Below are 12,586 nucleotides of genomic sequence, written 5' to 3'. Positions count from 1 at the left end.
TTCCCTAAAAAAATCCATAATTTGCAGTTTAGTTGAAGTGATATATAATAGGTAGAAGAGAGAGTTAATACGTAGAGGGGATGATTGATATGGATGCCTTTTCTGTAATCAAATCACTCAATAACAATGTTCTTATTGCCGAAGATACGGATCAAAATGAAGTCATCCTTATCGGGAAGGGCATCGGATTTGCTAAAAAGAAGCATGATCTTATTGAATCCAAAACCGTAGAGAAGCTATTTGTTCTCCGAAATAAAGCAGAACAGGAAAATTATAAAAAGATTATTCACAATATCGATGAAAAAACATTGCAGAGTATTGTGGATTCTATAGAAATAATCAAAAAACGTGTCAATACATTTACGGATGAACATGCACTTGTTGCATTGACAGACCATATTGTTTTTGCAATTGCCCGTTTGCAGAAAGGGTTAGAAATTCGTAATCCATTTCTGTCAGAGACAAAGGTGCTTTATCCATTTGAATATGAAATTGCATCCGAAATTGTAGAATATATGAATCAATTTTTACCGGTCCATCTGCCAGTGGGAGAAATTGGATTTATTGCATTGCATATTCATAGTGCAATGGAGGGTACAACATTAAATGAAATTAACCGGTATTCACAGCTTGTATCTAATTTAATTCAGGTGATTGAGGATCAGCTCTGTATAACTTTAGATAGAGATGGTATGGATTATGCTCGTTTTGTCAGGCATCTCCGATATACAATAGAACGTGTTTTAATTGAAGATAAGGTAGAGGAGCCGAAAAAAATGGCAGCCTTATTGAAAGAGGAATATCCGGTGTTCTATAATTTGTCATGGAAGCTGATTAAAATTATGCAGCAGGCTTTAAAGAAACCAATCTTTGATGCTGAATCCGTCTATTTGACAATTCATTTGCAGCGTCTATATGAAAGTATTCAATTAAAAGCAAAGACGAAATAATTATTTAGTTCTTAAACGTGTGAGTGGTTTGATCAGGCATGAGTAAGGATACTTAGATAGTGAGAGGTACAGTATTCAGTATCTGCATGCACTATCCTTGTGTTTCTGCTTATGCCTTTTTTATCGCCGGGGTCAGATTAAAGAGGTGTTTATATGTTCAAAAGAACGTTTGGAGTTCTTCAAAAGGTTGGTAAGGCACTTATGCTTCCGGTAGCTCTTTTGCCGGCAGCAGGTCTTATGCTTGGATTTGGAAATGCTGCTCAACAGGATACCATGCTTGGATATCTTCCGTTTCTTAAAGCGGACTGGATTCAATTAACTGCAACAGTAATGGAAGATGCCGGCGGAGTTATTTTTGATAATTTACCGCTTATTTTTGCAATTGGTGTTGCGATAGGACTGGCAAGTGACGGAGCTGCCGGGCTTGCTGCACTGGTAGGCTACCTGGTTATGAATCAGGTAATGGGTTCGTTTATGCAGGTAACTCCAGAAATGATTAGGGAAGATCCTGGTTTTGCAAGTGTACTTGGGATAGGGACTTTACAGACTGGGGTATTTGGCGGGATTATCGCCGGTTTAATAGCCGCCTATTGTTTTAACAGGTTTCATAATATGGAGATGCCATCCTTCTTAGGATTTTTCGCGGGAAAACGCTTTGTTCCAATTGTGACGGCAGCTGTTTCTTTCCTTGCCGGAATTTTATTAATGTTTATATGGCCGACGATACAAAACGTTATGAACAGTGCTTCCTATTGGCTGATTGAAGAAGGAACTTATATTGCAGTGTTTATGTTTGGATTTATTAAACGTCTATTAATTCCATTTGGACTGCATCATATTTTTCATTCTCCCTTCTGGTATGAATTTGGTACATATACGAACCTTGCCGGCGAAATTATTCGTGGAGATATGACCATTTTCTTTGCGCAGTTAAGAGATGGTGTAAAGATTACTGCAGGTAACTTTATGGCAGGAGAATTTCCGATTATGATGTTTGGGTTACCTGCTGCAGCGCTTGCAATGTATCACACTGCACGTCCAGAAAGAAAGAAGCTTGTTGCCGGACTGCTTGTTTCAGGGGCATTGACTTCCTTCTTAACAGGTATTACAGAACCGATTGAGTTCTTATTCTTATTCATATCACCATTATTATTTTTTATTCACGCAGTTCTAGATGGGCTATCCTATGTATTGATGACATGGTTCAGTGTCAATGTCGGTTATACCTTCTCAGGAGGGGCAATTGACTTCGTACTGTTCGGAGTATTGCCGAATCAGGAGCCCTGGTGGATTACAATTATACTTGGACTTTTCTTTGCAGTGCTTTATTACTTTTTATTCCGTTTCTTTATTAAGAAGTTTAACCTGATGACTCCGGGACGTGAAGAAACAGTTGAAGAAGAGAATAATGGTGGAAAAAGAAAATCCGCTGATTTAGCCTATCATGTATTAGAAGCAATGGGCGGACAGAAAAATATTACTCATCTGGATGCTTGTATTACGCGGTTACGTGTGTCTGTGAATTCAATTAAAGAGGTCGATAAAAATAAGCTGAAGCAGCTGGGCGCGACAGGCATTCAGAAGGTTGGAAATAATATTCAGGCTATTTTCGGACCACGCTCAGAAATTATTAAAGGGCAGATACAGGATATTATATCCGGCAGGGCACCTGGACTTGTGCCAGAAAATCCGGGGCTTTACACTGCGGAAGAAACAAAGGAACATGGACAGTATCCAAGCTTCGTTGAAGATATTGCTTCCCCGCTAAACGGAAGATTAATTTCGATTATAGAAGTTCCTGATCAATTATTTGCCGGCAGAATGATGGGAGATGGCTTTGCAGTTGAGCCGTCGGATGGTTTAGTAGTTTCTCCGGTAAATGGGAAAGTCACGAATGTTTTTCCTACGAAGCATGCGATTGGTCTGGAATCAGAAACAGGTAAAGAAATCTTGATTCATATTGGTATTAATACAGTAAATCTTAAAGGTGAAGGATTTGAAATTTTTGTAGAAGAGGGACAGGAAGTGAAAGTAGGTCAAACGTTATTAAAAGCTGATTTAGATTGCATTAGTGAATATGCTAAATCAACTATTAGCCCAATTATCTTTACAAATCTGGAAGATGGTCAGCGAGTTGGATTGCTGAAAACAGGGGTAGATGCTGGAGAGAACGGTATTATTGAAATTAAATAGGATAAAACGGATTGCTGGACAGCTCGATTACTGTCACCTAATTTCAGCAGAAAAAATGCAAATCTGCTTAATAAAGTCTCGCTTTTTTCACAGAAAATACACATAAACAGAGGTGAAACAGTTTACTTCATCCCATAAAACCCTTATCATTTAGGATGAATCATGTTAATCATGTAAGGAGGGTTTTCTTTCCATGGCTTTTGTTATTCTTGATCCATGCAGAGGTGAAAAAGCGGGAGAATGCGTTAGTGTTTGTCCTGTTGATTGTATAGAAGAAGGCATCAAGCAATTTTATATTGATCCTGATATTTGCATCGATTGCGGCGCGTGCAAGGCAGTTTGTCCAGTGTCTGCAATTGAAGAGGAGTACGATTTAACTCCCGATCAAGAAAAGTATTTAGAAGAAGCAGAAGAATTTTTTGCAAACAGATAAATACTTTTAATTGATGGAACTCCAAAGAAACAGCCCACCTGCATTTTGAAGACAGACGGGCTGTTTTTTTGGTTACTTTATTTATTCATCTTCTGAGTTCTCTTGTACTCTCTCAGCAAGTCTGCTGGCGATCCAGCGTTTTGCAGTCTCCTCATCAATTTCATATTCCTTTCCGGCACGTAATAAATCACCGTGATAAGCAGTTTGAACATTCATTTTTACTTTCATAAGAATACACCTTCTAGCGGATTGTTTACTTTTATAATAACATATTAAAAATATTGTTTGCTTCTATATTGTTGGAAATAAATTAAAAAACCAGTGAAGGAGAATGACATAGCTGTACCTTCACTGGCTTAGGTTACTTACTATAATTTCTCTGCTTTATAATTACAAAATCATTGGCAGGTAACTCAAAGTCCAATTTATCTTCTTTGATATTCAGTTCTTTTTGATTCCATAAATCAAAAGCATACTCAGTAGAACTGCAGTCCAATGATGTCTTCACTGACTGATCTGACGTATTTATAAAGAAGTGAACTGAAGTATTTTTGACAGTTCTTACAAAGTGAAAACAATCATCTTCATTATCCGGCTCGATAATGGAGAGCTTTCCTTGTGTAAATGCTTCTTCAGAAAGGCGCAATTGAATAAACTGTTTAACAAAGTTTTTCAGACTGGTATTTTGGCCTTCTTCATCCCAGACCATACATTTTCTGCATTCTGGATCTTCTCCTCCAGTCATGCCGATTTCATCCCCGTAATAAACACAAGGTGTACCAGGGAAAGAAAATAACAGGGTATATAATAGACGAACCTTGTTAATATCCTCATCGCATTCAGTCAGGACTCGTGGTGTGTCATGACTGCCAAGCAGGTTAAAAGCTGCTTCATTACTGTTTTCTGTATAAGATGTATAAGATTTGGATAATCGGTTAGCAAATTGAATAGTATTAATTTTTTCTTTTGCAATATAATCGAGTCCGGCTAAAGTGAGCGGATAGTTCATAACTGCATCAAACTGGTCTCCTTCCAGCCATGGGAGTGCATCATGCCATATTTCTCCAAGAATATATAAGTCTGGTTTAATCGATTTAACTCTTTTACGAAATGCTTTCCAAAAAGAATGATCTACTTCATTTGCCACATCCAGGCGCCAGCCGTCAATATCAAATTCTTCAATCCAATAAGAGGCTACATCTAAGAAATAAGAGCGCACTTCCGGGTTTTCGGTATTTAGTTTTGGCATTGATTCAACATATCCGAATGTATCATAGTTAGGTGGATAGACATCCTTTACTGGAAATTCATGCAGATGAAACCAGTCTGTGTATTTGGACTTTTCTTGATTTTTCAGGACATCTTGAAATGGCCCAAAATACAGACCGCTATGATTAAACACGGCATCCAGCATTACACGGATACCTCTTTGATGACATGCATCGACAAGTTTTTTAAACGTTTCTTTGTCTCCGAATTGCGGATCAATTTCTATATAGTCAATGGTGTCGTATTTGTGATTGGAATACGCTTTAAAGATAGGTGTCAGATAAATCCCATTGATACCTAAATTTGTTAAGTAATCTAGGTTCTTAATAATCCCTTCAAAATCCCCGCCAAAAAAGTTGTCTAAGGCTGGCGCTTCACTGGCCCAGGGCAATACTTTTTCAGGATCATTTTTTTTATTTCCATTTGCAAATCGGTCCGGGAAAATTTGATACCAGACAGTCTCTTTAACCCATGCAGGTACTTCAAAAATATCAATGGGATTAATAAATGGAAAACAGAAATAATAGGATATATCGTCCGTTTCTATTTGAGAATAAAATCCTTTTTCTGTATAAATCAATGTATCTTTCCCATCATTTATTTCAAAGCCGTACCGTAAGCGCCTTGTAGGTACATCTAGTTCAATAAACCAGTAATCAAATAAATCATCGGAAGCAGCAACAGTCATCGTTTTCTTCTTGTAAGTCCATTTTTTCTTTTTCCAATCATAGGGGTCGCCGTAAATCAAATTTACTTTGTTGGCATCGTTTTTCTTCGTCTTTAACCGGATATGAAGTGTTTCTTCTTTGTAAGCATAAGCAAAGTTTCCTTTAGGTCTGTGATAGATAGCTTCTTTTAACATGGAATTCCTCCTTAAAAATAAACAACCCCTGTTTTCAAATTAAGAAAACAGGGGTTGTTGTCATGACAAAGCATTGCCCTCAAATTGTATGTGAAACATAGTAATTAAATCTATTATTTGCAGAATAGAGTTAATAAGTCAAGAGGAAAAATAAAATTATGAAACCCCTTGCAAAAATAGATTAAATAGATTAGAATGATTTTTGTAGCTGTTGTGCAAACGTTTGCGCAACTAAAAAATATAAGAGGAGTTGGGGAAATGAAAGGGAAAGTTCGTTTCTTGGCGTTAATTTCTTTACTATTTATTCTGGTTTTAGGAGCATGTGCACCTGATAGAGAAGAACCAGGAGAGGAAAGTGCTGGCGGTGAATCTGAAAAGCCGGAAGAATTAGTGATTTGGATGAATGATCAGGATGAACAGATGGATGCAATTAATGAAATTGTGGAGAAATACGAAGAACAAGAAGGTATTTCAGTCAAAGTGGAAGGACGACCAATGGTTGATCAATTACAGCAATTATCATTAGCTGGACCTGAAGGGAATGGTCCGGATTTATTCTATCAGCCCCACGACCAGATTGGAAATATTGTTGCGCAAGGATTAGCGGAGCCTCTTGATGTTACGGATGACCAATTAAATAGATACGTAGATGCAGCAGTAGATGCTGTTACTTACACTTATGATGATGAAACAAATATATATGGTTTACCTGCAGTTATTGAAACATATGGTCTTTTTTATAACAAAAGTATTATTGGTGAAGCACCGGAAACAATGGAAGATGTTTTAGGATTACTGGAAGATCATACAGATGCTTCTAATGATGAATATGGATTTTTAATGCGGCCAAATGATTTCTATTTTTCTTACCCATTCTTAGTTAATTATGGTGGATATATCTTTGGGGGAGAAGTTGGTGATTATGATGTTACAGACGTTGGCTTAGCGAATGATGGTGCAATTGAAGGCGGAGAATTCTATCAAGAGTTTTTTGGTTCTGGTAAAATCCCGGCTGCTACAACTGCAGATGTAATCGATGGCTTGTTCACAGAAGGAAAAATAGGAGCAGTTATTAATGGACCTTGGAGTATTCCAGTTTATGAAAGTGCTTTGGGAGATGATTTAGCATTTGCGCCTTTCCCACAAATTAATGGGGAACCAAGTTCTACTTTCGTAGGTGTTAAATCCTGGATGGTATCCTATTACTCAGAAAATAAAGATTGGGCTCAAGATTTAGCGATGTTTATTACAAACGAAGAGAATCAACAGACTTATTATGATATTGCCGGAGAGCTCCCTCCAAATGAAGAGGCTTTAAATAATATTGAAGATCCAATGTATGCTGACTTTGCTGAGCAAATTCAATTTGGTGTTCCAATGCCTAGTGCTCCAGAAATGGCCCAAGTCTGGGAACCGATGCAAAATGCATTACAGTTCTTAACTGAAGGTGAAGATGCCAGAGAAGTATTAGAAGAAGCTGTAGATCAGATCAATACAAACATACAAGCCGGCGGCGGAGGAAATTAATTAAAATGAGGAGTCTATCTCCTCTTTTTAATTTACTGATTCTTAAGGGAGCAGGCTATTAAAAATAATCTTGTTTATTTCATACACAGTTAAGTTAAAGGAGGGGTAAGATTGACTACTCCAAAAAAGCAGCCGAAAAAGAATTATCATAAACATAACCCGAATACTGCTACAATTTTGTCCATTTTATTTGCCGGGTTAGGTCAGTTATATAACCGTAGATATTTAAAAGGAAGTATATTTATTTTTATTGAAGGAGCATTCCTTCTGGCATTTTTAGATGCGTTAAATTTTGGACTTTGGGGATTGCGTACATTAGGAACCATTCCAGGAACAGATCACTCTATAAGATTACTTGTACTGGGTGTACTGTCTTTAATTGTTTCGGTCATAGCAATTACACTGTATGTATTTAATGTACTTGATGCAAGAAAACAGGCAAAAAAAATAAAAAAAGGATGGGTACCTTTAAGCTTTAAACAGGTAATTAAAGAGGTATATGATTATTCATTTCCTTATATAATTACGTTCCCAGGCCTATTCTTAATGATCTTTGTTGTTATTTTTCCATTGCTGTTTTCTTTACTATTAGCATTTACAAATTATGATTTATATCATTCTCCTCCCCGTAATTTAGTAGACTGGGTAGGATTGGATAATTTTAAGAGTTTATTTACAGTACCAATTTGGCAGGAAACCTTTCTTAGTGTATTTGTTTGGACAATTGTCTGGACAGTAGTAGCAACAACATTACAGATTGCTCTGGGTTTCTTTCTGGCAGTCCTTGTAAATGATGAAAGAGTACGATTTAAAAAATTAATCAGAACAATTTTAATCTTACCTTGGGCAGTTCCAGCGTTTGTAACTATTCTGGTATTTGCCGCAATGTTTAATGATGATTTTGGAGCGATTAACAGAGATATTATCATTCCTTTATTCGGAGGGGAGGGAATATCCTGGCTAAGTGATCCGCTCTACAGCCGTATAGCAATTATTATGATACAAACATGGCTTGGATTTCCTTTTATTTTTGCTTTGTTCACTGGAATATTGCAAAGTATCTCAAAAGATTGGTATGAAGCAGCTGACATGGATGGGGCATCACGGATTCAAAAGTTCAAAAGTATTACATTTCCCCATGTTATGTTTGCAACAGCCCCTTTATTAATTATGCAGTACGCTTCAAACTTTAATAATTTTAATGTCATTTATTTATTTAATGAAGGCGGTCCCGCAGTTCGCGGACAGAATGCCGGTGGTACAGATATTTTGATATCCTGGGTATATAAATTGACGTTCGATACAAACAACTATTCGATGGCAGCTGTTATTTCCATCATCATGGGATTAATTGTATCTGGTTTTGCATTTTACCAATTCCGAAAAACAAGATCCTTTAAAGAAGAAGGTGAAATTTAATGAGCTCGAAAACGAAATCAAAATTAGAAGTAACGGCGATTTATCTTATACTGGCAATCGTTTCTGTCATTATTTTTTATCCACTGCTTTGGACAATAGGTATGTCACTCAATCAGGGTACAAGCTTATACTCTTCAAGCATTATTCCGGATAATTTTTCGCTTGAACATTATAAATGGCTGTTCAGTCCGCAAAGCGATTATTTATTATGGTATAAAAATTCATTGATTGTTGCTTTTGCAAATGCCATCGGGAGTGTAGTCTTGACAGCATTTGTAGCTTACGCTTTTTCGAGGTTTAAATTTGTAGGACGTAAGAATGGATTGTATATCTTTTTATTACTGCAAATGTTTCCTGTAATGATGGCGATGGTTGCCCTATACATCTTCTTAAATATGATTGGGCTATTAGATTCATTAACCGGTTTAATATTGATTTATTTAGGTGGTCAAATTCCTTTTAATGCTTGGCTGGTAAAAGGGTATTTTGACACAATTCCGAAAGAGCTGGATGAAGCTGCTAAGATTGATGGAGCCGGTCCTATCAGGATTTTTTGGAGTGTTCTTCTTCCGCTGGCAAAACCTATTCTGGCAGTAGTTGCTCTATTTAATTTTATGGCACCATTATTTGATTTTTTACTTCCGTCCATTGTAATTTCAAGTGAAGAAAATTATACTTTGGCTTTGGGGCTATACAACTTTATTAACGATCAGTTTGCGAATAATTTCACTAGATTTGCAGCAGGCTCTGTATTAATTGCTGTTCCAATCGCAACAATTTATTTATTCTTGCAAAGGTACTTAATTTCTGGTTTAGCGTCGGGTGGTACAAAAGGTTAAAATGTTGTATGCTAAATGAAATAGTTTTATAAAACTTGTTATAAAGTCCTATAAAAAGATATAAGAGACAGAGAATTTTTCCGTTATTATTTATTTTCTGCATGGTAAGCATACCTGGGGACTGCGTTGCTTTGTGAACTCCCGACGTAATAGCCTATAGAGGTTTTATGGGGTTTTGCTGGTCAGCTCTGTTTCTCTGCTTTATTAAACTATCATGAATAAGCTGACTTAGAGGGTGATGAAAATAGTTACAATCAAAGATATAGCAAAGGTGACCGGTTTTTCTCCTTCTACAGTATCCCGGGTAATTGCTAATAACTCGAGGATAAGTGAAGAGACGAAACAAAAAGTTAGAGCAGCAATGGAAGAATTAGGATATCACCCTAATCTGACTGCCAGGAATTTAGTCGTACAGTCAACGAAAACGATTGGCGTGATTATGCCGTCTTCAGCAGATAAGTCTTTGCAGAATCCATTTTTTACAGAAGTTTTAAGAGGGATAGGATCATATTTTCATCAAGAGCAGTTTTCAATGCTTCTTTCGTCTGGGCAAACAGAGGAAGAAAAGTTTAAAGAAATCGAAAGAATGGTCCTGGGTAAATATGTTGATGGGGTAATTTTACTTTATTCACGACTGAATGATTCCATAGTGGATTTTTTAAAGGAAAAGAATTTCCCTTTTGTTATGGTGGGAAAACCTTCAGAATATAAAGACGAAATAGTTCATGTAGACAATGATAATATAAAAGCGGGGAAAGATATTACTGAGCATTTGATAGAAAATGGACATAAACGGATTTCGTTTATCGGAGGAGCCGCAGATCTGGTTGTAACCATCGACCGGCAAAAAGGCTATGAAACAGCATTAAAAGAAGCTGACATTCCTGTAACAGAGGAGTATATCATCCATACAGAGTTTCTAAAGTCTGGTGGAAGGGAAGCTGTTGAACAAATTTTAGAACTTAAAGTAAAGCCGGATGCTATTGTTGTAAGCGATGACTTAATCAGTGTAGGAGTTATCAGCATGTTGGAGGAATATGGGCTGAAGGTTCCTGAACATATATCTTTAGTCAGCTTTAATAATATTTATTTCTCAGAAATTATACATCCTGCACTTACAACAGTGGATATCCAAATCTTTCGTCTTGGTGTAGAATCAGCAAAAGCAATTATTCAAATATGCACGAATCAGGTGCTGCATAAAAAGCGGATTATTATTCCTCATTCTATCGCATACCGGAATTCGGTTAAAGTAATGAAATGAAAAAATTGCTGGTAACTCGTTATCAGCAATTTTTCAAAAAAAGGTTTATAGATTTTATTATTTTTATGCAAACGTTTCCGTTGATGTGATTGAAAGGGAAGTGATGTTTTAAATAGAATGAATATAATACTCTTGCATATCAATAAAATGAATGATAGTATTAAACCAAAATTTCATGCAAACGTTTGCTTTATTTTGAATGTAATTAAAAGGTTTTTAATTAAGATTCTTTTTAATACAAATTTTAGGAAGGGAAAGTATTCACATGGCAATAACTATCAAGGATGTAGCTAAAGCAGCGAATGTTGCCCCTTCTACCGTTTCCCGAGTAATTTCTGACAGCAGGCATATCAGTGAAAAAACAAAAAAGAAGGTTCGACAGGTAATGAACGAACTCGGATATCATACCAATCTGAATGCCAGAGGTCTTGTTCAGCAATCTACGAAAACATTAGGCGTTGTATTAAAGTATTCGGAAAGCGATGCATGGAAATTAGGAAATCTATTTGTCTCTGAGGTTTTACAAGGGATAAGTGCTCACTGTCAACAGCACGGATACAGTATTATGATTACTACAGGAAGCACAGAAGAAGAAATTTATAAAGATGTTGGCCGAATGGTACAAGGAAAACAAGTAGACGGAATTATTGTTTTATACGCTAAGAAAAATGATAAAGTGGTTCCTTTTTTATTGGAAAAAGCAATTCCTTTTTCTGTTGTCGGAAAACCAATGGAAAGAATGAATGAAATCATGTTTGTGGACAACGACAATATGCAGGCAGCAAAAGATGCTACGGAATTTTTAATCCATAGAAATCACAGCCGAATTGGTTTTATAGGAGATAATCCCACCTTTCAAGTAATTCAGGATCGCGTAGAAGGTTACTATAAAGCTCTTGAAGAACATGGTATCCGAAGAGATGCAAGCTATGTGAAATTTGTACATACTCCAGAAGAGGAAGGGGCAGTAGTAGAAGAATTTTTAATAATGGAAGCGAAACCAACAGCGCTTGTCATTTCTACCCCGCTTCAAGGAGTAGGTGTATTAAAAGCATTACATAAAAGAGGAGTGCATGTACCTGATGAGATAAGCTTGGTTGTTTTTAACAAGACATTGATAACAGAAATGTCAATACCTGTGCTTACGTCCATAGACACAGAAGCTTTTCAGCTTGGTTATGAAGCTTCAAGAGGGGTAGTTGAGCTGATTAATAATCCTGATACTTTCAAACGCAGTGTAATTATTCCTGCAAAAATTGAGCCGAGAGAGTCTCATAGAAAATTAACTAAAGATAATAGTTCTGTCATCAATGTAACGATGGAATAAAAGAAAAATAAGGAGTGTCTGATATGAATATAGTAGTATGGAATGAAAATCGTCACGAAAAAACAAATGAAACAGTTGCTTCTATTTATCCGAAAGGGATTCACGGAGCAATTGCCGGTTTTTTAACAGAAGCGGGTCATGATGTTACTACGGCGACATTAGATGAGCCGGAGCATGGTTTATCGGAGGATTTATTAGAGAAAACAGATGTGCTGATCTGGTGGGGGCATATGGCACATGATGAAGTACAGGATGACATTGTAGAAAGAGTGAAAAAGCGTGTGTTAGACGGTATGGGATTAATTGTTCTTCACTCAGGGCATTTCTCGAAAATCTTTAAATCTCTTATGGGAACAGGCTGTGATTTGAAATGGCGTGAATCAGACGATACAGAACGTGTTTGGAATGTAGACCCATCCCATCCAATTGCCAAAGGAATTGGCGAGTACTTTGAAATTGAAAAAGAAGAAATGTATGGAGAGCATTTTGATATTCCTGCACCG

At 36.7% G+C, this 12,586-nt stretch carries 11 protein-coding genes; 9 read left to right on the top strand and 2 right to left on the bottom strand.

Going from position 1 to position 12,586, the window contains the following annotated elements; genetic code table 11:
- Positions 1-89: 89 nt before the first annotated feature.
- The 3 genes from glcT (at position 90) to OSO01_RS11395 (ending at position 3,576) form a co-directional block, all read left to right on the top strand.
- The gene (gene glcT, locus OSO01_RS11405; protein WP_147210566.1) at positions 90-950 is read left to right on the top strand and encodes a glucose PTS transporter transcription antiterminator GlcT; all 861 of its coding nucleotides are present in this window, start codon (positions 90-92) and stop codon (positions 948-950) included.
- A 153-nt stretch (positions 951-1,103) separates the two neighbouring features.
- Positions 1,104-3,143 carry a glucose-specific PTS transporter subunit IIBC gene (ptsG, locus tag OSO01_RS11400; protein ID WP_147210565.1) on the top strand — a complete coding sequence of 680 codons (2,040 nt, stop codon included), beginning with the start codon at positions 1,104-1,106 and terminating at the stop codon, positions 3,141-3,143.
- Positions 3,144-3,336: 193 nt separating this feature from the next.
- Entirely contained in the window at positions 3,337-3,576 is a 240-nt protein-coding gene (locus OSO01_RS11395) for a ferredoxin family protein (protein ID WP_077601899.1), read from the top strand.
- A gap of 81 nt (positions 3,577-3,657) precedes the next feature.
- On the opposite strand, the gene OSO01_RS23380 is transcribed toward OSO01_RS11395, so the two are convergent.
- Both OSO01_RS23380 and OSO01_RS11390 read right to left on the bottom strand, forming a co-directional pair.
- Entirely contained in the window at positions 3,658-3,804 is a 147-nt protein-coding gene (locus OSO01_RS23380; protein WP_186813645.1) for a hypothetical protein, read from the bottom strand.
- Between the two features lie 133 nt (positions 3,805-3,937).
- Entirely contained in the window at positions 3,938-5,707 is a 1,770-nt protein-coding gene (locus OSO01_RS11390) for a glycoside hydrolase family 13 protein (RefSeq protein WP_147210564.1), read from the bottom strand.
- Positions 5,708-5,965: 258 nt separating this feature from the next.
- Here OSO01_RS11390 and OSO01_RS11385 point away from each other — a divergent pair, with 258 nt between their 5' ends.
- From OSO01_RS11385 to OSO01_RS11360, 6 genes are all read left to right on the top strand, one after another.
- Positions 5,966-7,234, top strand: a complete 1,269-nt coding sequence (locus tag OSO01_RS11385) for a sugar ABC transporter substrate-binding protein (protein WP_147210563.1) — start codon at positions 5,966-5,968, stop codon at positions 7,232-7,234.
- A 111-nt stretch (positions 7,235-7,345) separates the two neighbouring features.
- Positions 7,346-8,653: a sugar ABC transporter permease gene (locus OSO01_RS11380; RefSeq protein WP_147210562.1), complete on the top strand. Its 1,308-nt coding sequence runs from the start codon at positions 7,346-7,348 to the stop codon at positions 8,651-8,653.
- A complete protein-coding gene (locus OSO01_RS11375; protein WP_147210561.1) occupies positions 8,653-9,492 on the top strand; it encodes a sugar ABC transporter permease in 840 nt (279 codons plus the stop codon). Before OSO01_RS11380 ends, OSO01_RS11375 begins: the two co-directional genes overlap by 1 nt.
- A gap of 244 nt (positions 9,493-9,736) precedes the next feature.
- Entirely contained in the window at positions 9,737-10,756 is a 1,020-nt protein-coding gene (locus OSO01_RS11370; RefSeq protein ID WP_147210712.1) for a LacI family DNA-binding transcriptional regulator, read from the top strand.
- A gap of 265 nt (positions 10,757-11,021) precedes the next feature.
- On the top strand, positions 11,022-12,083 hold the full coding sequence (locus OSO01_RS11365; protein ID WP_147210560.1) for a LacI family DNA-binding transcriptional regulator: 1,062 nt from the start codon (positions 11,022-11,024) through the stop codon (positions 12,081-12,083).
- 23 nt (positions 12,084-12,106) lie between these two features.
- Positions 12,107-12,586 (top strand): ThuA domain-containing protein (locus OSO01_RS11360; protein ID WP_147210559.1); only part of this gene is annotated, 480 nt, incomplete at its 3' end.

It is taken from the genome of Oceanobacillus sojae (assembly GCF_007991515.1).
Lineage (GTDB): Bacteria > Bacillota > Bacilli > Bacillales > Amphibacillaceae > Oceanobacillus > Oceanobacillus sojae.
This window is presented reverse-complemented; position numbering and strand designations above follow the sequence as displayed.

Coding starts and splice junctions, on each gene's coding strand:
- OSO01_RS11375 (WP_147210561.1), top strand. CDS start 8,653: ATGAGCTCGAAAACGAAATCAAAATTAGAAGTAACGGCGATTTATCTT.
- OSO01_RS11385 (WP_147210563.1), top strand. CDS start 5,966: ATGAAAGGGAAAGTTCGTTTCTTGGCGTTAATTTCTTTACTATTTATT.
- ptsG (WP_147210565.1), top strand. CDS start 1,104: ATGTTCAAAAGAACGTTTGGAGTTCTTCAAAAGGTTGGTAAGGCACTT.
- OSO01_RS23380 (WP_186813645.1), bottom strand. CDS start 3,804: ATGAAAGTAAAAATGAATGTTCAAACTGCTTATCACGGTGATTTATTA.
- OSO01_RS11365 (WP_147210560.1), top strand. CDS start 11,022: ATGGCAATAACTATCAAGGATGTAGCTAAAGCAGCGAATGTTGCCCCT.
- OSO01_RS11395 (WP_077601899.1), top strand. CDS start 3,337: ATGGCTTTTGTTATTCTTGATCCATGCAGAGGTGAAAAAGCGGGAGAA.
- OSO01_RS11390 (WP_147210564.1), bottom strand. CDS start 5,707: ATGTTAAAAGAAGCTATCTATCACAGACCTAAAGGAAACTTTGCTTAT.
- glcT (WP_147210566.1), top strand. CDS start 90: ATGGATGCCTTTTCTGTAATCAAATCACTCAATAACAATGTTCTTATT.